The sequence below is a fragment of the Arthrobacter sp. 35W genome, from assembly GCF_000482545.1.
Lineage (GTDB): Bacteria > Actinomycetota > Actinomycetes > Actinomycetales > Micrococcaceae > Specibacter.
This window is the reverse complement of record NZ_KI519454.1, coordinates 1,078,051-1,101,139: the sequence shown is the minus strand read 5'-3', so window position 1 is coordinate 1,101,139 and position 23,089 is coordinate 1,078,051. Positions and strand designations below refer to the sequence as shown.

Sequence of the window (23,089 nt, the reverse complement as noted above, 5' to 3'; positions counted from 1 at the left end):
CGCAGGTCCCGGACCGCTAGGGTCCGGGATCCCAGGAAACGGATGGGATCCCGGACCCTGCGGAAACGCTCACGGAGCGCCGGGTGCGCGGATCCAGTTCCTCCTGAAGCACGAGGACAGCCGCACCCAGTGCCGCTGAATCGCGGGTGCTGAACGAAAGCTCGAGTTTGACCGGGTGGACGCTACGGCTCAAGGCCGCCCGGGCCAAGGCCTGGCCGACCTGCTCCAGATAGATCGATCCTGTTGAGACAAACGCTGGTCCGGACAGGACAATGAGTCCAACATCGAAGAGATTGACGAGGCTGACGATGCCTACCGCCAAGAGGTCGGCCGCGGACCGGAGAATCTCATGGGCCACCGCATCGCCTCTCATGCCGAGCATTCCCAGCCGGCCTAGGTCTTCTTCTATGTTGCTGGTGAATGCCATGTCCAGGTTGCCTGCCGCTGCCTCCAGCTTGGCCTTGGAAACAATGGCCGAAGGAGAAGCAAACAGCTCAAGACATCCGCGGTTGCCGCAGGGGCAGGTGGGGCCGGACGCATCCACGCTGATGTGCCCCAATTCGCCGGCATTGGAGCTGACACCCCGATAAGGCGTGCCGTCAAGGACAAGGCCCGCTCCGATGCCCGCGGACATGTAGACGCATGCGTACGCAGCGGCCTCCTCTGCCGCACCCAGCCAGTATTCCCCGACGGCCGCGGCAGTAGCGTCGTTGTCGATGGCGACGGACATGCCTGTCGCCTTCTCGAGCTCGGCAAGGAGCGGAAACCCGGCCCAGGCCTCCCACAGATCCCCCTTCAAGGCTCGTGTCATGAACCCGTTGTCACGATCAATCGGACCAGGTACCGCCAATCCGATCCCGACGATTCGACCAGCATCGTCCGCGGCGTCCTCAACGATGAATTCCACCGATCTGGCTATGGCGGCGACTGCTTCCTGGGGCGTCATGCCTTTTGCCCCGACGGTCTTCATGCGGGAGACCATCTCCCCGGCCAAGTTGCATACGACCAAGGTGATTGCTTCTGCCCCCAGAAGAACTCCCACTCCCAGCCGCGAATCGGGGCTCAGGCGTAGAAGGGTCCGGCGCTTGCCACCGGTGGAGGCTGCCTGGCCGACCTCGCCGATCAATCCATCGTGCAAGAGCTCCTTGACGACGTTGGATATCGTCGCCTGTGTCAAACCGGAGGCGACGGCCAATTCTGTCCGGCTGGTGGGGCCCGTGGACCGGATGAGTTCAAGGACCCGTCCGCGGGCACCAAATCGGGGAGGTTTTGATGCTGTAGCCATCACCCCAGACTAACTTGACTGGCAATATAAAGTCCCTTAAGAAAGAATGGACGGAAGTTTCCCGCGCAAGCACGTCCGTGCCACGGTTGGCACTGGTATGCCGGGAAGGGACCGCCCCACTATGGAGGAAATTGTCTGTGAGTCCGGACCAACGGAATCGTGACGGTATCTCCATCCAGGCCGTTGGAGTGGTGGTCCAGAGGCATCCGCGGCGTGGAAATCTGGACCCTTTCTATGTGGAATTCATCCGGGGAATGGAATCGGTCCTTCTGGATTCAGGCTTCAATCTCATGTTGCAGATCTGCCGGTCCAGTGAGGAAGAAATCGCCCGATACCACCACTGGGCACGCACCGGGGCCGTGCGCGCCGTCCTCGTCGTCGACCTTCAGACTGATGACCCGCGCCCCGGCATCGTGCGCGGGCTCGGGCTCCCCGCGGTGATTCTGGGCAATCCTGGTCTGGGCAAGGGGCTTCCGGCCGTTTGGACGAACGACGGCGCCGCGATGCGTGACGCTGTCACATATCTGTCGGTGCTCGGCCATCGGCACATTGCCCATGTGGGTGGGCCCGTGCAGCTTTTCCACACGCAGGAACGCGATGCGGCATTCTTTGCGACGGCCAAGGAATACGGCATGTCCGCCGAGGCGGCCCATGCAGACTATACGGAGGCCGGAGGGGCCCGGGAAACGGCCACACTGTTTGCACAGCCCTTTGGCTTGCGGCCGACGGCCATCATTTATGACAACGACCTCATGGCGCTCGGGGGCCGCAGCCACCTCCTCCAGGCCGGTTGCTCCATACCGGGAGACATCTCCCTTCTGGCCTGGGATGATTCCCTGGGCTGCCAGCTGGCGGGGCTGTCTGCCCTCAGCCGTGATCTGGCTGCCTACGGGGCATTGGCCGCCCGGACCCTTCTGGACAGGATCCAAGGATCTTCAACGGGCCGGCACCTCGCGGAGATTCCACACCTTGTGGTTAGGGAATCAACGGGTCCATGCAATCCCCGCCTGTGACGGTCCATCCGGTGCATGCTCCCGGGATCACCACGGCGGTTGCGTCCCGCTGTGTGGTGGAGTTTCTCAACACCGTGCGGGGTCAGCTGGTTTGATTATGCCGCAGCGAGTTCGGGGAGTGAAATCACCTCGTCGACCGGCTCAATCGATGGGGTGTTCATGGTGCCGAGCGCGGCCATGGAAGCCTCTGAGAGGTAACGCCGGTCGCCGGCCTCCCATTCGTCGTGTTGCTCCACGAGGACCCCGCCGGCGAGCCGCAGTAGTGCTGCGGGGTTCGGGAAAACACCCACAACGTCGGTACGTCGTTTGATCTCCTTGTTCACCCGTTCCATCGGGTTCGCGGACCAGATCTGCCGCCAGTGTTTCGCGGGGAAGCCGGCGAACGCGAGCACGTCGGTCCGGGCCTCCTCGAGCATCACGGCGACCTTGGGGTGGGACTTGCCGAGCATTCGGACGACCTCGTTGAACTGGGCGTTCACGTGCCCGGCATCGGGCTGGGCGAACGCGGTGCGGATGATCGAGGCGACCATCTCCTGGGAGGCTTTGGGCACGGTGGAGAGCACGTTGCGCATGAAGTGCACCCGGCAGCGCTGCCACGCCGCGCCTTGGAACACGACGTTGATCGCCTTCTTCAGCCCGGTGTGGGCGTCGGAGATGACAAGCTTCACTCCCTTTAATCCGCGGGCCTTCAACGAGCGCAGGAATGCCGTCCAGAACCCTTCGTTCTCACTGTCACCGACGTCGAAGCCGAGGACTTCCCGGCGACCGTCAGCGGCGACACCGAACGCGACAACGACAGCCTGGGACACGACCCGGTGGTTCACCCGTGCCTTGCAATAGGTCGCGTCGAGGAACACATACGGGTAGTCCAAAGCGGACAGGTCACGGTCACGGAATGCGCCGACCTCCTTGTCGAGGTCGGCGCATTTCCTGGAGACCTCGGACTTGCCAAATGCCGGTATCGGCACCGAGCGCCTTGACTTTGATCTCGACCTTCCGGGTCGAGACGCCATGCAGGTACGCCTCCATGACGACGGCGAACAATGCCTGGTCGACGCGGCGGCGGCGCTCCAGGAGCGACGGGAAGAAGGATCCCTGGCGCAGCTTCGGGATCTTCAGGTTCAGGTCCCCGGAGGTCGTGGTGAGCAGTCTCGAGCGGGCCCCGTTGCGTTGGGTGGTGCGCTCCTCGGAGCGTTCGAAGGGGGCTGCGCCGATGAACGCGGTCGCTTCCGCGTCGATCAGTTCCTGATAGAGCATCTCCGTTGCAGCACGGATCCGGTCAGTAACATCGGTTTGTTGGAGTTGGCCAAGCAGGTCGAGCAAGGCAGACTGGTCGAGGGCCATCGTGTGTTTGTGTCTTTCTGTGAGTGACTTTGATCGGTACTCACTGACCATCGCACGATGGCTCTTTGCGTTAACGAAGCAACGCGGGCCTGCCAAGATTTACACCACGCAGCGGGACGCAACCAACCTCGCCGAGTGGACTTCGTGTCAACACTGTGGCGGGTTTATTCACAGGCCGGGGCCCAAAGGGGCTCTGACTGTGGAAACGCTGTGCCCGCGGTGGGACTCGAACGGGATTCCAGGCCTGGGAAACACTGGGAAGTGGCGGAAACATGCGGAATCCGGGCCAGTCCGGCGGCTGTACACGGCAGTCCGAGGTGGAAAGTGTGGACATTGTCCACACTTCTTTTTTGCTCGATCGAACACCGAAAAAGGGCCACTTGACGCGTCCCTGCGCACTCATGGCCTGGGCCAGAAATCGGCGTTGCCGCTTCCGTAGGTTGCCTGCTGGATGGCACCTCTTCAGTCCGCGTGAAGCCTCCAGTCAGGATGAGGCCCCGACCACCAGGCATGACTCCCGCCGGTTGGTGGAACAACCCAAAACGCGACGGCACACTACCCGACACAACGATGAATTACTCGACACAGTGGGAGTACCTCCTTCATCAAGTACATGGCCGAGACGGCACCGAAGAACATGACCAGGCCCTTCTGGCCAGCGCGAAGACAGAATCGGTTATCGCCGTGCAAAGTACGGGAGTAGAGGTACCTAAGGGAACTCCCGTCCCGTCCCCCGGCGAATCCGGCGTTTCCGCAGGTCAATCAGCCTTGTTGGGCATGAGAGTTCCTTACGCCAGTGATTGCATTTCCCCTCGGATCGCTTGCGGCGATAGGTTTCCTGCACCTCATGCATGCTTCCACGGCCTTGGGATCGTTGTGAGTGATACCGTTCCGAGTTTCGTCCGGCGGATGCTGGTGGATCCAGATTGGGAGTTGGTGTGCATTATCCCGACGAAAATCGTGTCACTCCTTCGCAAGCTTTCATTACGCTTACGACTGCCCGTGAGCCAGAGTGAGCTCATCGGCTCGGCCATAGGTCGTGATGCCGCCCAGGTCGCTGGCCGCGTTTTGCGCGGCCAGCGACCTTCTCTAGCAGCGTGTCTCCCAAATCGCTGAGGATGCAGGCGAGACTGGTCTGGGGCTATGCCCCGATGTTTTCCGCTGTCAGGGTGAACTCTTTAAGACGATCCTCCAGGGGGGTTACGCCTAGGCCCGGGCCATTCGGAACGGTTAGGCCGCCATTCTCGAGTATGAAAGGCTCGGTCACATCTTCGATGTAGAAGCGATCTGAAGCGGATACGTCACCGGGAAGCGTAAAGCCGGGCAGCGCTGCAAGAGCCACGTTGGCGGCTCGGCCCAAGCCGGTTTCGAGCATGCCACCGCACCACACCGGGACGCCAAGGGCAACGCACACGTCATGGATGCGCCGAGCCTCAAGGTATCCGCCCACTCGTCCCGGTTTGATGTTGACGATCTCGCATGCACCGAGCTTGATGGCTGCCGCCGCTGTGCTGGCGGACACGATTGATTCGTCCAGGCATATAGGTGTCCGGATCTTTCGGGCCAGCTCGGCGTGCCCGACCATATCTTCTTCGTCGAGTGGCTGTTCGATCAGCAACAGATCGAAGGCGTCCAGCTTTGCCAAATGGTGAGCGTCACGCAGCGTGTACGCCGTGTTTGCATCCACTTGAAGCAAGATGTCATCTCCGAACTTCTCCCGAACAGCACGGACGGGTGCGGTGTCCCAGCCTGGTTCGATTTTGAGTTTGATTCGTGCGTAGCCGTCACTCAGGTACTTGCCCACGACTTCAAGCAGTTCCGGGAGCGAATCCATGATGCCAACTGAGACGCCGCTCGGGACGTGCGTGCGGAGTGCGCCGAGACTATTCGCGAACGAGATGTTCTGGTTCCGGAGCTCGGCGTCCATGACGGCCATTTCCAGCGCTGCCTTGGCCATGCGGTGGCCCTTGTATTTGTGGAGCCTGGGTCCGACGGCGTTGGCTGTCACGTCCCCCATGGCAAGGAGGTCCGGGATGAGGAATCGTCGCAGGACGTCCTCGACTCCGTCGACGTATTCAGATGAGTACAGCGGATCGGACATGGCGACACATTCGCCCCAACCATCCGCACCGGGGGTTCGCACGCGCAGGAGCAGCATCTCTCTCTCGTGCTGTGTTCCGAACGACGTGCGAAACGGTGCCACCAAGGGCATCTTGACACGCCGGATTTCTATGGCCTCGATTTTCATGAATTACTTTCCTCTCGTCACGATGTAGCTGCCTGTTTGTGGCTCAAATCCTTCGACACGTCCGCCACGGGACAGGGCGCCGGCCAGAACTTCTCGTACTGCAGTGCGCCACTCTCGTCCAAGTCCTGGGTCAACGTGTCGAAGGTTTTCGATGTCTTCGGGAACCCCGACCAACAACGTAGATGCGCTGGTATCAGCCACCACGGGTTGGCCAGCGCGGCCTATGGTTAATGCGGCCACGCCGTTGTGGTCCGCCGTGGGCGGCGTACTTGTTCCCGGCGTTGCATCGCAGCGCCGGATCACGCCCGGGCTCGCAAGATTCCATTCAAGGAGGAGCCGGTCTGACTCGTCGGTTCCGTTGATATCGTCGAGCATGGAGCCGTAGTAGTTGACCAGATACTGGGACGCCATACCGCCAAGTTTGTGGAAGTTGAAGAACGCGTTCCGGCGAACCAGAGGGTCAAATGTCCACGTGATGGTGTCCACTTCGCTCTCCAGGGCATGGGCTCGCTGGTCCAGCTTCAACGCATAACCGACGCCGCGCGCTTTGCCGCTGACTCCGGCGATGTGGCTGTGCATGCTCCGTGATTCCGGTGGCCCCCAGAACCCGACGCAGGCTCCAACAAGTTGCCCTGTTTGGAATGCACCCGATACGTAGCTGTTGGCGGAGCTGATGCCTCGTAGCAATTCTTTGGCCATTAGTGAGGATCCGGGCTCCGGATGCCAAATGGAGTCGAAGAGAGCTTCGCAAGCGATGAAGTCATCCAGATGCCTCAACGGGCGTATCGCAACATTGGCGAGCGAGGCTGCGCGCAATGCAGATTGACGGGCGGTCGAAGTGTGGCCCAAGGAATGATTTGAAGGGTCTGAAATGATTTGCGACATGTCTCGAGCTTGGTTGATCATGAGTTGTCAGTCACCGTCCCATCGCACTAGTTATTGGCTCGTCGTTGGTCTCAGCGACCGGCAAAAGAGTGTGCTTGATCAGGCCGGCCACGAGGGCAGTTCTCCGTGGAATTTCGGCTACGACTGAGTGTTCGTTGTCTGCATGGGCTCCGCCACCAACTGCACCGAGCCCGTCGAGAGTGGGTATTCCGAGTCCGGCGGTAAAGTTGCCGTCCGAGCCGCCTCCCACTTTCGCGCCTCTGAGCTCTCCCAATCCAAGGGTCAGAGCCACAGCGCGGGCACTCTCGAATAGCGAGGACGACATAGTTTTTTCCATCGGAGGGCGGTTTACCCCGCCGGCGATACTAAGAACTGCGCCGGGCAAGACGGCCGTCAAGGACCGCATTCCGATGTCCACCCTGTCTTGCTCTTCCTGAGTCCATGCCCGGACGTCCACAGATATGTCTGCGGTTGCAGGTACGGTATTTGTCGTGGTCCCTGCCGAAAGCACTGTGGGGACCGCACTCGTCCCTTGCGGTTCCGAAGCCAGGGCCGCAATTCGCAGTACCTGATGGGACATCTCTACGGCCGCGTTGATTCCTTTCTCGGGTTCGAGCCCCGCGTGGGCAGCCCTACCCGAGACGCTCACACGATAATCAGACATTCCCTTGCGACCGATTTTGAGGGCGCCACCATCGGCCGAAGCCTCAAGTACAAAGACAGCGGCACATTCGGCCGCGGCGGACTCAATAAGGTTTCTCGAAGTATGTGAGCCAATTTCTTCGTCGCCGGTTATCAGGATCGTCACTGAGGATCCCGGGTCCAGGGTTGATACGGCATAGAAGGCCATGGCAACTCCAACCTTCATGTCGAAGTTTCCCGGGCCACGGAGGACGCCTCCCTCTTGGGCGTAGGGGTGCTTCGCCAACGTTCCGAGTGGCCAAACGGTGTCGTGATGCCCGAGGATCAGGACTCGGCGTTCCCCCTCACCAAGCCTCCATTTAAGGTGCGTGCAGCCATCTATAACGATTCGTTCCCCTTCAACACCCAGGACACGTTCGCCGAGAGACAACACCTTGTCTGCGCTATGGGCGACGGCGTTCAGATCAGCGGATGGCGACTCGGTTTCAACGAGGATACGGATGTCTTGGAGCATTCGGTCAGTGAGAGCGTGGAAGTGGTCAAGGCGTTCTGTTGTCATACCGGAGACCTTTCATTCGTGGGATGGAGTGCACATGATTCCCGAACCATTCGACAAGCTCGGTATTGACGGCATCACGTTGAGAAGGAGCCCTTGTCAGATCAGATCACTTCGATGATGAGATCAATTTCAACGGGATAGCTCATAGGTAGCGAAGCCACTAGCCCGGGATGACGATAGGTCCTCGATCCACCGACAGTTTGCCCGGATGTGTACACCAGATTGCCGGTCCGCGCTGAATGGAACGGTGTCGTGGACATACGAGCCTGGTGAAGAAATGGATTGGTTTACGGCGCGGTGACGACCCCCAGGCGATAACGCCAAGGATCAAGCGGGGAAAACTGTCTGCGATTCTGAATGCCGCTCATGGATCCAGTTTGGTGGAGATGCCCGGTGAAAACACCGTCAAAAAACACCAATTGCTTCGATGATCATGTGCGGAAGTACGAAGACGGTGCATGTAGAGTTGATAATTGGAAGCAGGGAGCGAACGAATGGTCGATGATGATTAGTCACGGAACCCGACTTGATAGTGTCGTGAGCAACCTGGCAGGCACCCTGCTGGAGATGGTTGCCGGCAACATGGACCGGACTACTCTGGTCACTGACGTTGCCATCGACGATCCGCGCGAACAGGCGGAGCTGCGACCCGGGGTCATGCTTCTGTGCATCTATGCTGACGTCGAACATCTGCCGGGATTGATTGATCGCGCCGTAGCGAACCAGATCCCCGCCTTGGTGCTTCGTACACCACTTAATCTTCCGGCCGAGCTGCGCGCCACCATTGAACGAAGTGGCGTCGTCCTGCTCGGACTTTCAACTGGTGCGACATGGACCCAACTCGTTGTTCTTCTGCGATCCCTGCTGGCCTCCAGCGCCGGCGCGGAGGAACTCCTGGCAGGGCTGCCTGCGGAGGACACGTTCGCTCTAGCCAACGCGATCGGAGCACTCCTCGATGCGCCAATTACTATCGAAGACCGCTCCTCCCAAATCCTGGCATTCTCTGGTCGCCAGAATGAAGCCGACCAATCACGCATTGAGACAATTCTGGGGCGTGTAGTTCCCCAATATGCCATGCAAGCCCAGGAACGGGCCGGCGTTTTCAAGCGACTGTACTCCAGTGAGAAACCAGTGTTCTTCGACACCCCCCAAATTTTGGGAGAGGCCGGACTCCCCCGGGTTGCGATTGCAATACGCGCCGGAAATCAAGTACTCGGTTCCATTTGGGTCGCTGTTCGGGAGCCATTGAGTCCCGAAAAGGAACAGATTCTGGTTGATGCCGCGAAGGTCGTTGCACTTCAACTGTTGCGTCACAGGGTGAGCTCGGATGTTGACCGTCAGGTTCGGTCAGATCTCATCGCGTCCGCTTTGGCGTCCGGACAGGCCGCGATAGGGGCCATTGAACGTCTGCGCCTCGTGCAACGAACAGTAGTGGTGCTTGGCCTGTCCCTGCTTGGCGATACGGCCGGTGATGCGTCGTCTGATCAAACACGCCAACAGATCCTGGAACGGACCGCTCATGCATTTGCATTTCATCTTTCGGTGGCTGCTCCGGGGGCCGTAGCCGCGCTTGTCGGCGACGTGTGTTACGCGATCATGCCTTCGATGACACGGCAGGGCGCCACAAACCTCATATCTATGGCACTGAGGGTTTCGAAAGACTTCCTCGACCGGACACCGGACAGAGCCGGCGGCGCCGTCATCGGGCTTGGTCGCGTTGCGGACTCCGCTGATCCGACGGAGCTTGCCCGCTCCCGCAATGATGTGGACAGAAGTCTGCGCGTCCTGAAACGGGGCCCTGGGAGCCGTGTCGCACTATTCACCGATCTCCAAATGGACGCGCTTCTACTGGACATTGGTGACCAATTGCGAAATGAGGGCGGCCTCGTTGATGGCCCTGTCGCCCGAATCCGTCACTACGACAAACAACACGGTACCTCTCTGGAAGAAGCACTCGAGCTGTGGCTGGACAGTTTCGGAAACGCCCTGGGCGCGTCAGCGGCGCTGGACTTGCACCGCAATACCTTCCGATACCGGCTTCGTCGCGCCGCCGATATTGCGCAGGTGAACCTTGACGACCCTGACGAGCGGTTCGCGGCCATGCTCGAATTTCGACTTAGTCGGCTGCGGCGTGATGTTGACTGACTGCGAGCAAGCGTTCGCAAGGTGACTGTATCCCTGTACGTTACCTCGCAGGCCTCAAGATACGCCTTGCCTGCGGACGGGAAATCGTGGGATTGCTGATGAGAACGGCCGGTTTTGCAAGTGCCCGCAACCCTCTCTTGTTCGAGCGAATTCCAGGCAGACTTGCACCAACCGGGGACAAAACCGGGTACCACCTACTGCGTCGACGAAACCGATTCCATGCTCGTAGCGTCCAGAACGCGCAGCAGGTTATCGCCCATCAATTTGGCGAGTTCGGCTGAGGTCCAACCACGCTCAGCAAGCCGGTCAATGAGCACTGCGAAAGCCGAAGTGTCGTGCAAGCCGTCAGGGAAATCACCGAAACCGTCATAGTCGCTTCCCAGACCTATGTGGTCGATGCCAGCGATGTTTCGGGCATGCTCAATATGCTTGACCACGTGCTCGACCGTCACTGGCGGGCGGGGACCATTGCGCCCCCCGTCAAACCAGCTCTTGTATTCCTCATCGAGGAACATTGGCACGAAGGCGACCATAATGACGCCGCCGTTGTCAGCCAAGGAACGGAGAACGTCATCTGGCACATTGCGCGGGTGATCACAGAGAGCCCTGCATGAGGAGTGACTGAAGATGACCGGTGCAGAAGAGGTCCTTATCGCATCGCGCATCGTGTCAGGCGAGACATGGGAAAGATCGACCAGCACTCCCAAGGCATTCATCTCCCTAACGACCTCCCGGCCAAAGTCAGTGAGTCCACCATGGACCGTGCTATCCGTCGCGGAATCAGCCCACGACGTATTTGAATTGTGTGTCAAGGTCATGTATCTCAGTCCGACCCGTGCCATCATTCGCAGAACGCCCAGGGAACTGCCGATGCTATGTCCGCCTTCGGCTCCCAGCAAAGACGCGATACCTCCCTTCTGCCAGATACGTCGAACATCGTCTCCGGTGCGGGCAAGCTCAAAGGTCTGCGGATACCGGCGGATCATCCGGTAGATGAAGTCGATTTGCTCAAACGTGTATTGCACGGCATCTGCTTCAGGTATTTCCCCTGGAGCGTAAACGGACCAGAACTGCGCACCGACTCCGCCACCGCGCAGCTTTCCGATGTCGGTTTGGAAATGGGAGTCCTTCTCGAGCCCCTCGACTGAGTAGTTTGCCGCGCCTCGTGCTGCGTGCGCGAGATCGTTATGACCATCGATTAGAGGGGTGAGGTCGAATGCCCTTATGGCCTCAGGATGGCGTAGTGCGGGGGGCCGAGTGTTGGAAGTTTGCATGTGGTGTTCCAGTTTCATTGAGGTTCGATTGTTTATTTGAAGCATTGAAAGGCTGGCCCGTGCGACTTTGAGAGCGCCGCGACGTAGGCGTGCAGCTCCGCTCAACTTCCGTGATGAGCCGAGAGACGCCCTTCAACGCCTCGACACCACAGTGCATTCTCAGGATGGAACAGCCCGCGAGGGCTTGTTCGATGCCCACCTTCATGTCGGGGCAGCCAGGTCCGGGGCATCGTCGGACGGCGGCTCGCATGCGACAAGGGCGAGCGAGTCCCCATTCAGCTGTGACCGGCGAACGTTGGCGGCATCAAGACGATTCGGTTGTGCCATGGATGTGACTCCTGGGATGTGTGCTGGGCAGGGCGACTGATGTGGTCCTGCCCAGCACAGCGTCTAGTCGCTCGTGAGTTTGTACAAGCGGGTGCTGAAGAGGTAAGGATTTCCGTCGATCAGGAGATGCGTGAATTCGTGTGACTTTCCGTCCACTTCAATGAGGAACCTGGTGCTTGACAAAGGAACGACAGGAAATGGTGGAGCTTGCGGCTCACCGTTGACATCCTCTTTGGCGATGCTGGTGAGGTAGTACCGCCCCTCTTCATCGAGGGCCAGCTCATAGCGGTTGGATGTCGACTCATACGCCCCCAGAATCTGTGTCAGGTCGCATGACTCGGGAGGCAACTCGGCCACAGGCTTGGGGCTGGGCAACCCCAGTTCGACACCGATTGCAGTCTCGATCTCGTCAGCTAGTCCCGAGCCTCCGCGCGAGTTCGTCAGCACACCGATCGCCATTTGCAGTTCCGGGAACGTCTGAAGCCGGGCGATCTGCCCGATCGTCGCTCCGCCATGATAGGCCGACCTCACAGTTCCCCAATCCGATAGAACCCAGCCCAGCCCCCAGGCTTGGTCCACTGTCGAGTCCGCAGTCAGATCAAACTGTGGTGTCCGCATGAGCCTCGCGGACTCCACGGACAATATGCGTTCATCGCTCGGCGCCAAGCCGTCCCGTAGATGCGCCGCCGCGAATGTCAGTAGCGACGACATGGAGCCGGTGACGTTGCCGGCAGGTCCTAGGGATCGTGGCAGCATCCATCGGGTCGTGGGAATAACCTTGTCGGCTGATTCAGTGTCTGGATTGGCGAGGTGGCCGACGGCGGTACTGAACAGCGGTGCCTCCTTCGTCCGTGTAATGACGTGCGTTAGCCCCAGCGGCCGGAGAAGCCTCTCCACGACGACTTCATCCCATGGCTTGCCACGCAGGACTTCGATGATCCGGCCGGCGACTCCAAATGCCGAATTGCTGTAGCTTAGATGACCGCCGGGCGGAGTGACGCTGATGGCGGTGGCCAGTTCATCGACATATTTCTCCAAGCAGTCGTCGTTGTCGCCGGTATCGGTGAACAGATCTCCATCTATGCCGCTGGTATGCGTAAGGAGTTGGCGGATTGTGATCTCTTTGGTGTTCACGATGTCGGCGATGGAAAACTCCGGCAGGATCTCCACCACAGGGGTCTCCAGCGTCAGTTTGCCTTCATCGACGAGCTGCATGATCAGCGTAGTTGTCCAGACTTTGCTGATGGACCCGTATTGGAAGAGTGTGTCGGGAGTTACCTCAATTCCGGTGGCGAGACTCGTCACGCCCGTGGTCATGACACGCATGTCTGGTCGGCCCTCTCCGTCCAATGCAATCACCCCCACCTGCACACCAGGTACGGAGTGCTTTTTTGCCAGAGCATCGATCCGGTTCTGCCATGCCTGCGAGGCAAGAAAATCGTCGGGGAGTTGGAACGTCATTGCTGATCCTTACGTGGGTGGGTGCCATAGAACGTGGCCCGGACTGTGCCGGGTCAGGGTGCCGTCGTGATTAGCCCGACTGCCGAATCGACCAAGGTTCGATCTGGAATGACCGACTCGCGGTGAACTTTCTTGTATAGGTGCTGTTGTTGATCCATCCGATAGGGAGGATGTCGGCGTCCGATACCAGTGCGCGCTCCGCAATCTGCCAATCCGGGCATCCTTGGATGCCGAGCTTGTTGCTGGCCAGAATGACGTGCTCGTTGTAGGTGGCGTTGTTGATCTTCGAGAAGTTGCTCGATGTGGAGCCGCTGAAGAACGGGACCAACATCGTCGGGAACGGTGCCCCTACGTACCAATCAACGACGTCCCAGTCTCCGGTGCCTGAGGACAGAAGATCGTTGAGCACAGCCTGATCGGCGCCCTTCAGAGTTACATCCACGCCGAGTTTCTTCCACTCACTGGCCAAGACCTCGAATGCTGAGGCCTTTTCGGTGCTGTTTCGGTACACGAGCTTGATGGACAGCGCCTGTCCGTCCTTGCTTCGAACGCCGCCTGCTCCGACCTTCCACCCTGCATCGTCCAGTGTCTTCGCAGCTGCGGCGGTATCAAACGCTGGAGCGGAGTTGTACACGTCATCGATGGCGCAGGTCGTCGGTTTCCCGATTAGGAGCGACTGCGATGGTGCGCCCTGGCCGCCGGCCAAGATATCGGCCATTACCTTGGTGTTGGTGCTCTGCACAAGGGCCTTGCGGACAGCTGGGTCAGAGGCTGGTCGGGAAGCGGCTTGGTTGAAGAACAACTCCGTTGAGCCGGACTTCAATGGCAACGCTGACATGCCTTGGGCATCGAGCCGGGCAGCATCCGGTCCCACGACTGTTGCGGCGTCAATGCTGCCTGCCAACAGCAGGTTGGCACGCGTGGTGTCATCACCCACCACGGAGACCGTGACGGTTTTGGGAAGACCGGCAGTCTTGGACGTGGTCCCGTCTGGGCCCCAGGTGTAGTCGTCCCGACGCGTCAGCGTGTAACTCTCGCCTGGCCTCACGTCGGACAGGGTGTAGGGCCCTGTTCCGTCAAACGCGGACGAGTACTTGTCCGGGCTGGCGATCGCTTTGCCACATGCGATGAACACTTGTCCAAGCAATTCGAGCAAGAATGGATTCGGTGTCGGGGATGTCAGCGTGACTGTCCTTGCCGAGTTGTCCGCTTTGGCCGTCGTTCCGGACGGCACAAATAGACCCACCACGGGTGAAGAATTCTTGGTATCTGTGATCCAGGTGAAGTTGTCTGCCACAGTCTGCGCGGTCAGCGGCGAGCCGTCTCCGCACGTTGTTCCTTCTTTGAGCGTAAACGTCACTTCCGTTGATGACGCATCCCATTTCTCCGCCAACCACGGCTTGGGCTGGCCATTGTCATCGACAGCGATGAGGCTGTCGTATCCGAAAGCAACTAGCTGGCGCGTGTCGGAATAGGAAGTAGTCTGCGGAAACAGGTTTCCTGGATCTGTCGACAGTGCCCATTTAAGGGTGCCATCCGTCACAGCAGCCGCTGACTGGCCCGTTCCTGGGCTGCTGCTGGGGCTGCAGGCCGTCAGAACAAGAGCTCCGGCGGCCGCAACGGCGAGAACGGGTAGGTATCTAACCTTCATGGTGCTATTTCCTTTGTTTGTGCAGGACGTTCGAGAGGGGTGTGGGGTATGTGTAGCCAGGTGCGTCGCGGGTGACACTTCAGCGGGCAACTCCCCGATGAGCGGGGACGAACAACGGTTTGCCCATCTCGGGGACCGCTTCGATCAGCGCACGAGTCGATGGGTGCTTTGGTGCAGTGAGAATTTCATCGACGGGCCCGAACTCAACCAGATCGCCCTTGTCCATCACTGCGACGTAGTCACAGACATATCTGACGACAGCAAGGTTGTGCGAAATGAACAACGCCGTGAAGCCAAGCTCGGACTGGAGTTTGCGAAAGAGGTTGAGGACCGTTCCTTGTACCGACACATCCAGGGCAGAGGTAATCTCGTCAGCAAGCAACACGGACGGTTTTGCGCCAAGCGCCCGAGCCAGTGCAACCCGTTGCCTCTGCCCCCCCGACAAACGCCGAGGGTAGTGTGCGGCGTAGGAAGAATCGAGGCCCACAAGGCTGAGCAATTCCTGCGTCTCTGCCTCTATCTGACGACGCGAGGGCACTCGTTGCTTGGATTTGCGGTAGCTGGCATGCAGCCCCTCGGCGATTGAATCTCCGATGGTCATCCGAGGGTTTAGGGACGAATATGGATCCTGAAAAACCATTTGAACCTGGCGTCGATGCATCCGTCCTGCCCGGTTTGACTGCAACAGAGAATGTCCATCGAGCAGGATCTCACCGGAGGTTGCGTGCTCCAGCCCCACTGCCACACGGGCTATTGTGGACTTTCCGGATCCTGACTCGCCCAGAACGCCGACTGTACTTCCCTGGGGAACGATGAAGCTTACGTTCTTGACGGCATGGACGGTTTTGGGTCCACGCCCGAAATCGACCACCAGGTTGCGAAACTCGAGCGAAGTCATGCCTTGTCCTCCTTCATGAAGTCGGCAACGGTAGCCATCGGGCGCGAACGGTCGGTCGTCAGTGTGGGAATCGAGGCCATCAAAGCCTTCGTATAGGGGTGAACGGCGCTCCCCTCGACCAGGTCGGCGCTTGATATGTCTTCCACAATTTCACCGTGGTACATCACCAGAACCCGTTCACAGAATCCGGTCACGAGTGCAATGTCGTGCGAGATGAACATGACCGCTGACCCGTGTTCGACGGCAACGCGGTCCAGGACCTGCATCACCGTTCGTTGAACGGTCGCGTCCAATGCTGTAGTGGGTTCATCGGCGATGATGAGCTTCGGTGTTCCCATCAAACCCATGGCGATCATGGCGCGCTGCCGCATACCACCCGAGAATTGGAACGGATACTGGCGGGCTCGCATCTTGGGGTTCTGGATGCCCACTTCTGCTAGCCTATCTGTGGCCTGATTGCTGGCCTGTGTTCGAATCCCTCCACCGTGGAGGAGGGCAGTCTCAGCGACTTGCGGACCTACGCGGAGCGAGGGATTGAGCGAGGACATTGGGTCTTGGAACACCATCGACATCTTCAGACCCAGGTCAGCGGCATGGGACGTGACTTCGCGTTCACTCATTCCGGCGTAGTCGACCCCATCAAAGACGATGGCGTCTGCCTCGACCCTTCCTGGGTATTCGATGAGCTGAGCAACAGCTAGGGCTGTGAGGCTCTTGCCTGAACCCGACTCCCCGACGATTCCCACACGCTCTCCGCGTGCAATATCGAAACTTACCCCGCGAACCGGCGTTACCCACTTGCCTAAAGCCGGGAACGACACGTGAAGATCGCGAACCGACAGAACGGCTTCGGGATGCGGCGCCTCCCCCCTATCCGGCTCGGGCTTTGCCGAGCGGGTGGGCAAACCGGCCAGCTTGCGCATCGAGATAACCGGGGTCACACCGACTGCGCGGCCGATGGTGTCACCGAGCATGGTCAGCACGATTCCGGCCAGGGTGACAGCAATTGCCGGCGTCAAAGCGGCCGCGGGCGACACGTACATACGGGCGAGACCCTCGGACAAAAGGCGGCCCCAATCGTACGCAGGAGCCTGCAGACCTATTCCGAGGAACGACAATCCTGCCATCGCGGTCAGGCTGCTGGCGGCCGCCATCGTCGCGTTGACCACAATAACGTCAGCGATGCTCGGGATGATGTGCCGGAACAGGATCGCTGTCCGCGGCACGCCGAGGACTTTCGCAGCGCTAACGAAATCCCGTCCAACGACGCTCGCGGTCATCGTCTGGCACAGTCTTGCGATGTTCGGCACGATAGCCAATCCCAGCGCAAAGACCGCCCCCGTAGCACCCTGCCCAAAAAACACCGCAAGGAACAGAATCAGAAGCAGGGCGGGAAACGCTACGAGCATGTTGACGACCGCGGTCACGAGCCGGCCGATCCACGGCGGCAGGATGCTCGGAAGGCAGCCCACAATCACGCCGAGTGTCACGCCGATAAGGGTCGCAAGCATGCCGTACATCAATGATGTACGCGCGGCTACTAGGGTGCGGAGCAGGATGTCGCGGCCAGCAGAATCGGTTCCCAGAAGGTGCTCGGCACTTGGCCCGCGAGCAATCACATCGACATTGACCTCAGCTGCTTCGGCGCCCCAAAGCACGGGAGCGAAGATCGCCAGCCCGACCAAGAGGACCGTGCCGATAGCGGCGATGGCTCCTGCCGGTGTTCGCATCTGGTGAACAAATGATCGTATCCGCCGGGTCGCCGGCGCGACGGTAGTGAGTATAGTCATCGGGTCCTCTAAAGTTTTGTGATTCGGGAGCGCGGGTCAAACGCCGCAATCAGGAGATCGACTACGAGATTGATCAGCAGTATGAGGACGCCATAAACCAGAACGATGCCCTGTACCAGGGGATAGTCTCGATTCGTGATGGAGCCAACCACCACCGGCCCCATACCCGGCCAGGCAAACACTGTTTCGACAAAGACGCTGCCCGCAATCAGCCCGCCAAACAGCAAGCCCGCGAACGTCAGAGTCGGAGTCACCAGATTCGGCAGAACATGGTGAAAAAAGAGTCGGGCCTTCCGCATTCGTTTTGCCCTCGCAGTCCTGACGTAGTCAGCCTCAAGCACGTTAAATGTTTCGGCACGAACAATTCGGGCCAGAGCACAGGTCGAGCTAAGCGACAGTGCCAGGACGGGAAGTACGTATGACGACGGACCTGAACGTCCTGCCACTGGGAAGACCGGAGAGGAGATCGCGAACATGTATATCGAGATGGCCGCAATAACGAACACCGGCGCGACCGTCAGGAAACCGGTGACACTAGAGAAAATCGCGTCCAGCCACCTGTTGCGGCCGCCGCGTGTCGCTTCACCCATTGCCATGCCCAACGGAATGCCGACCAAGAGAATCACGATGATCGACATAACCGAGATTTCCAGCGTTGCTGGCAGCCGCTGGGTAATGACATCAAACACGGGAAGACGCGTGCTGTATGACTTTCCGAGATCACCGTGGAATAGGTTCTCCCAGAAGTGGAAATACTGCGTGACCACTGACGCGTCCAGTCCGAGTTCGGCTCGCCGGACGGCGATCTGCTCGGCTGTGGCCTCAGGACCAAGCGAAAGCCGTGCGGGATCTCCCGGCAGCAAGCGCACCATGAGATACGCTGCCGTGACCAGTACAACGACTGAGATCACTAGCCGAATGAGGCGTCTGGTCAGATAGCTCACCCAGGGATTGGTGTTGGCGGCCTTCGTTGCCGGCTGTGCAACTACATCCACCTGCAAAGGCCCCTCAGAAACCGCCACAGCGTCTGGGCTATCGGGCGGTGCCGATGAAATCATGTTCTTCATAGAGCCATCTTTGCAGTGTGGTCCGACTCACGGCGTGGGTAATTGGCATCAATTTTGGAAGCGTCTTTAGTCCTTTTTGACCAAGATAGTTTCGAGTGCGCAGATACGTCGAGCACCGAGGGCTCGGACCACGGTATGAATTCCCTGCCACAACCGGGGTCGCCGCAGAAAACGGATCCGCTGTGTCCCAAGGCGCTGCCGGGACCTAGTCCAATGCGATTTGGCCGCCCGCCAGACATCTGGCGCATCGTCAAAGGAGGTGGCCGGGTCCCGCGTGCCGGATTCGGACTGCTTATGAGGGAACTGGCAGAGACATCCCGCCGGCTGAAGGCGGAGGGGCAGGATTGGGAGAGCCTGATGGACCGCACGCCATCTTAATGGCGGAGGGAACTCAGCAGCACCTGGGTGAAAAGAACCCGGCCCCTGCCAAACCCCTCAACCCTGCGACCCATGGACAGGCCACCGGACCGCGCGGCGAACCAAAGGGTGGCCTGTCAAGGAAGCGTTTCCCCGTGGCCGAGTGCAGACGACCTTGGACATTCCGTGCAGACGCCTTCGGAAACTGACAAAAGGGAGCGTCCTTCAAGAGTCCTACCGCTTCCAAGTAAGTGGGACAAGCGAACCGGAACAGCAACGCCGGCTTTCTTCCGCTGCAGCGACGAGTTAGCCGCCGGACGATGACTTAGCCCGGTAGAGCAGTAGATCGTCCCCACCCGGCTTCGCTGGTCAAGTCATCCAATAGAGGCTGTACACGGTAGGGCATAGGAGTGCTGATTGACATTGTCGTGTTGGAATGCCGAACTCCCCGGATCGCGATCATCCGCCCCACGGCTTGCTGCAGCTGCGTGAGTGTTGCGGCTGCTACTTTGACCAAGAGATCCTCCCTGCCGGCCTGCGTTGTCACCTCGAGAACTTCTGAGATTTCACCTAGAGCGGTGATTACCTGTGCGAGTTGGCGTTGATCCAGCTCCAGCCCCACGAAAGCCTGGACGGGAAGCCCGGCGGCTTCGAGATCGATGACAGGTTTGTAGCCCTTCAATATCCCTAAGTCCTCGAGTCTCTGAAGACGGGCAACCACGGTATTCCGGGATATCCCTAGCTGCCCGGCCAGCTCGGCAACCCCCGCCCGCGCGTTGATGTTAAGACGCTTCAGCAGCTCTGAATCGAGGCGATCAATTCTGGTCATAATGTCAAGCAGCCTTCCTGGTTGGATCAATCACATTGGCGAGATGCTCAGTTGTAGACAATTGAGTTGACCATATCAAGACGTAGATTGACAGTTAGTCCAACATATCCGTTCGTTTCCATTGGACTACCTGACAGAGGAGCCAGTATGTCTTCCACTTTGACAACAGATCTCGGAGGCGGTGTAGTCGCCGACCTGTCACGTGAGCTGTCAGGAACCCACGAAAGCGTCAAAGTCTTCAGGGACAAGGCAACAGGCCTGCATGCCATCGTCGCCCTTCACAACACGGTCCGCGGTCCAGCTCTCGGAGGAACGAGGTTCTTCGCCTTCGAAAGCGATGCCGCCGCCTTGAACGATGTACTCCGGCTTTCCGAAGGCATGACCTACAAAGCAGCAGCAGCGGGATTGCCGCTGGGGGGCGGAAAAGCTGTGATCGTCGGAGAGCCGGCCACCATTAAAACGCCCGAATTGCTGAGGGCCTATGGGCGTTTTGTCGACTCCTTCGCTGGTTCCTATATAACCGCTGGCGACGTGGGCACCACGTCGTCAGACATGGACCACATCGGTGAATCGACCAAATGGGTGGTCGGGCGAAATGAAACCAAAGGAGGGTCTGGCGACAGCGGGTACTCAACCGCTCTCGGGGTTTTCACGGCGATGGCCGCCGCTGCGAGCACCATTTGGGGCAGCGAAGGCCTCAAGGGCCGCTCAGTTGGCGTCGAAGGAGCCGGCAAGGTCGGCAAGCAGCTAATCAATATGCTTCTGGAAACCGGCGCTGACGTAGTACTCGCTGAATCCCATCCGGCGTCGTTGCAACGTGCGCTGACAGAGCACCCGGACATCCGCATCGCACCGTCAGTGATCGACGCTGAAGTCGACGTGTACGCGCCGTGCGCCATGGGCGCCACCCTAAACCCAAAAACTGTCCCATCGATTCAAGCACGTCTGGTGTGCGGGGCAGCCAATAACCAGTTGCTGAACGCAGATGTGGAGAATCAGCTCGCAGCCCAGGAGGTGCTGTGGGTGCCTGACTATGTAGCCAATGCCGGGGGTCTGATTCAGGTCGCATCCGAGATTGACGTGATCCAGCCCGACGAAGTCGGGATCCGCATCGGTCACATCGGACTGACCGTCACGGAGATCCTCCGAATTGCCCAAGAACGCTCGACCACGCCCGGCAATGCTGCCGACACTCTGGTCCGGACCCGTCTCGGTGCCGGGAGGAAAGGATAACCATGAACGGCGAACCTATCTCGTTGTTGAACGCTGGAGGAAACTTCACCTCCAGCCCGGAACTGCCGTTCGAGACGGACTCGACCGATGTGCTTGCGCTGTACAACGACATGCTCATGGCCCGAACAGTCGACACGGAGGCTATCGCCCTTCAACGACAGGGTGAACTGGGCCTCTGGCCCTCAATGCTGGGACAGGAAGCAGCACAAATAGGGGCAGCTCACGCACTCAACCCCCGAGATATCGTCTTTCCCACCTACCGGGAACACGGTGTTGCCTGGTGCAGAGGCGTTGATCCGGTCGATCTCTTGGGGCTCTTCCGTGGAACTACCCTCGGCGGGTGGAACCCCACCGAAAACAACTTCAACCTCTACACGCTGGTAATTGGCGCCCAAACTCTTCACGCCGTCGGATATGCCATGGGCATCCTAAGAGATGGCGACGTCGGCACCGGAGACCCCGATCGTGATCGGGCCGTCCTGGTGTTCCTGGGCGACGGCGCCCTCAGTGAAGGCGAGACCAATGAGGCCTTTGTCTGGGCGGCAGCTCAGAACCTCCCTGTGGTCTTCTTTTGCCAAAACAATCAGTGGGCTATTTCAGCGCCCTACTCAGTACAAAGCAGGGTATCTGTCGCGCAACGGGCCCAAGGATATGGATTCAAGGGCGTTCGTGTCGACGGCAACGACGTCTTCGCCTGCCTGGCAGCAACACGTGAAGCGCTGGCAGCCGCGCGTGCCGGCCAAGGGCCAACCTTGATCGAAGCCCTCACATACCGCAGGAACCCGCACACCACTTCAGACGACGACGGCCGCTACCGGACCCTTGCCGAAAATGATGCGTGGGCAGCTTTGGATCCCATCGACCGCCTCCGGACCTACTTGCAGTCCACAGGGCTGCTCAACGACGCAAACGTCGAAGACATTTCCCGTCGGGGAAAAGCACTGGCCGAACACCTTCGGGCAGGATGCCGTGCACTTCCCTTCCCTGGGCACGCGTCACCATTTCAAAACACCTACGCCGATTTGCCGGATGAGCTCGAGCGGCAGATGAACGAACACCTGGAATTTGTGGAGGCAGGGGAATGACCGCAGTAACAAGCCGGATGCCCATTGCCCACGCTCTGAACCTCGGGCTGCGGCACGCCATGGAGGCTGACGAGAAAGTGACGCTTATCGGGCAAGACATCGGTCAACTCGGCGGAGTTTTCCGTGTGACCGACGGCCTCCAAAAGACCTTCGGGGACCATCGCGTTGTTGACTCACCGCTCGGTGAGGCAGGCATTGTGGGAAGCGCCATCGGGCTTGCCATGGCTGGCTACCGCCCCGTCTGTGAAATCCAGTTCGACGGATTCGTGTTCCCAGCGATGAACCAGATCATCACGCAACTGGCAAAATACAGGCACCGCTCGGAAGGCGCAGTTACCCTACCTGTGGTCATTCGGATCCCAGTCGGCGGTGGTATCGGGGCCATTGAACACCATTCCGAATCCCCCGAGGCCTACTTCGCACACACTGCCGGCCTCAAAGTCGTGAGCCCGTCCAACCCCCAGGATGCCTACGACATGATGAGGCTCGCCATTCGCAGCAATGACCCGGTCATCTTCCTGGAACCCAAACGCAACTATTGGCTCAAGGGCGACGTAAGCACCAGCACCACCACTCCGGCAGACCTCGACAAAGCTGTGACGGTCCGGAAGGGCACCGACCTGACTCTCGTGACCTACGGCGCGCTCGTGCCGGTCGCAATGAAGGCCGCCGACGTATGTCAGGAAGAGGGCCGGAACATTGACGTGATTGACCTTCGATCCTTGTCACCCATCGACGACAAGGCAGTCGTTGCCTCCGTCCAGAGGACAGGCCGTCTCGTCGTGGCCCACGAAGCATCACGATCCGCCGGCCTTGGAGCAGAATTGGCCGCACGGATACAGGACGAAGCGTTCCATTCGCTGATTTCGCCGGTTATCCGCGTAACAGGATACGACACGCCGTATCCTGCCAGCCGTCTCGAGGAGGAATGGCTCCCTGGGCTGGACCGCATTCTCGACGGTATCGACCGAAGCTTCACCTACTAGAAGACAAGAC

General features: G+C 59.5%; 16 protein-coding genes and 1 pseudogene. 5 read left to right on the top strand and 12 right to left on the bottom strand.

What is annotated here, in order from left to right:
- Positions 1 to 16 precede the first annotated feature (16 nt).
- On the bottom strand, positions 17 to 1,285 hold the full coding sequence (locus K254_RS21775; RefSeq protein ID WP_035749001.1) for an ROK family transcriptional regulator: 1,269 nt from the start codon (positions 1,283 to 1,285) through the stop codon (positions 17 to 19).
- Between the two features lie 77 nt (positions 1,286 to 1,362).
- Between K254_RS21775 and K254_RS21770 the strand changes: the two genes are divergently transcribed.
- Entirely contained in the window at positions 1,363 to 2,298 is a 936-nt protein-coding gene (locus K254_RS21770; RefSeq protein WP_331271224.1) for a LacI family DNA-binding transcriptional regulator, read from the top strand.
- Positions 2,299 to 2,393: 95 nt separating this feature from the next.
- Here K254_RS21770 and K254_RS21765 read toward each other — a convergent pair.
- From K254_RS21765 to K254_RS21755, 4 genes and pseudogenes are all read right to left on the bottom strand, one after another.
- Positions 2,394 to 3,642: pseudogene (locus K254_RS21765) on the bottom strand (IS256 family transposase).
- Between the two features lie 1,141 nt (positions 3,643 to 4,783).
- The gene (gene menC, locus K254_RS0104625; protein ID WP_026554384.1) at positions 4,784 to 5,890 is read right to left on the bottom strand and encodes an o-succinylbenzoate synthase; all 1,107 of its coding nucleotides are present in this window, start codon (positions 5,888 to 5,890) and stop codon (positions 4,784 to 4,786) included.
- Between the two features lie 3 nt (positions 5,891 to 5,893).
- On the bottom strand, positions 5,894 to 6,796 hold the full coding sequence (locus K254_RS25620; protein ID WP_155848454.1) for a GNAT family N-acetyltransferase: 903 nt from the start codon (positions 6,794 to 6,796) through the stop codon (positions 5,894 to 5,896).
- Positions 6,797 to 6,806: 10 nt separating this feature from the next.
- Positions 6,807 to 7,976, bottom strand: coding sequence for a M20 family metallopeptidase (locus tag K254_RS21755; protein ID WP_196810872.1), 1,170 nt, complete (start codon positions 7,974 to 7,976; stop codon positions 6,807 to 6,809).
- A 393-nt stretch (positions 7,977 to 8,369) separates the two neighbouring features.
- Here K254_RS21755 and K254_RS0104615 point away from each other — a divergent pair, with 393 nt between their 5' ends.
- Complete coding sequence (locus K254_RS0104615) at positions 8,370 to 10,121, top strand: PucR family transcriptional regulator (RefSeq protein WP_196810871.1); 1,752 nt, start codon at positions 8,370 to 8,372, stop codon at positions 10,119 to 10,121.
- A gap of 194 nt (positions 10,122 to 10,315) precedes the next feature.
- Here the strand turns inward: K254_RS0104615 and K254_RS0104610 are convergent, their stop codons facing one another.
- The 7 genes from K254_RS0104610 to K254_RS0104580 form a co-directional block, all read right to left on the bottom strand.
- Positions 10,316 to 11,413 carry a dipeptidase gene (locus tag K254_RS0104610; protein ID WP_231391744.1) on the bottom strand — a complete coding sequence of 366 codons (1,098 nt, stop codon included), beginning with the start codon at positions 11,411 to 11,413 and terminating at the stop codon, positions 10,316 to 10,318.
- A gap of 372 nt (positions 11,414 to 11,785) precedes the next feature.
- Positions 11,786 to 13,183, bottom strand: coding sequence for a serine hydrolase domain-containing protein (locus tag K254_RS0104605; RefSeq protein WP_026554381.1), 1,398 nt, complete (start codon positions 13,181 to 13,183; stop codon positions 11,786 to 11,788).
- Between the two features lie 70 nt (positions 13,184 to 13,253).
- Complete coding sequence (locus K254_RS0104600) at positions 13,254 to 14,834, bottom strand: ABC transporter substrate-binding protein (protein ID WP_026554380.1); 1,581 nt, start codon at positions 14,832 to 14,834, stop codon at positions 13,254 to 13,256.
- A 79-nt stretch (positions 14,835 to 14,913) separates the two neighbouring features.
- Entirely contained in the window at positions 14,914 to 15,732 is an 819-nt protein-coding gene (locus tag K254_RS0104595; protein WP_026554379.1) for an ABC transporter ATP-binding protein, read from the bottom strand.
- Entirely contained in the window at positions 15,729 to 17,462 is a 1,734-nt protein-coding gene (locus K254_RS0104590; protein WP_155848453.1) for a dipeptide/oligopeptide/nickel ABC transporter permease/ATP-binding protein, read from the bottom strand. The genes K254_RS0104595 and K254_RS0104590 overlap by 4 nt, the downstream gene beginning before the upstream one ends.
- A 68-nt stretch (positions 17,463 to 17,530) precedes the next feature.
- Positions 17,531 to 18,589, bottom strand: a complete 1,059-nt coding sequence (locus K254_RS0104585) for an ABC transporter permease (RefSeq protein WP_196810870.1) — start codon at positions 18,587 to 18,589, stop codon at positions 17,531 to 17,533.
- Positions 18,590 to 19,271: 682 nt separating this feature from the next.
- Entirely contained in the window at positions 19,272 to 19,775 is a 504-nt protein-coding gene (locus tag K254_RS0104580) for an Lrp/AsnC family transcriptional regulator (protein ID WP_026554376.1), read from the bottom strand.
- Between the two features lie 147 nt (positions 19,776 to 19,922).
- On the opposite strand from K254_RS0104580, the gene K254_RS0104575 reads away from it, so the two are divergent.
- Genes K254_RS0104575 through K254_RS0104565 form a run of 3 tightly spaced genes read left to right on the top strand, consistent with a single transcriptional unit; the run spans position 19,923 to position 23,079 of the window.
- A complete protein-coding gene (locus K254_RS0104575) occupies positions 19,923 to 21,008 on the top strand; it encodes a Glu/Leu/Phe/Val family dehydrogenase (protein ID WP_026554375.1) in 1,086 nt (361 codons plus the stop codon).
- 2 nt (positions 21,009 to 21,010) lie between these two features.
- Positions 21,011 to 22,093 (top strand): thiamine pyrophosphate-dependent enzyme, encoded by a 1,083-nt coding sequence (locus K254_RS0104570; protein ID WP_035748999.1) that lies wholly within the window; start codon positions 21,011 to 21,013, stop codon positions 22,091 to 22,093.
- Entirely contained in the window at positions 22,090 to 23,079 is a 990-nt protein-coding gene (locus K254_RS0104565) for an alpha-ketoacid dehydrogenase subunit beta (protein ID WP_035748997.1), read from the top strand. Before K254_RS0104570 ends, K254_RS0104565 begins: the two co-directional genes overlap by 4 nt.
- Positions 23,080 to 23,089 lie beyond the last annotated feature (10 nt).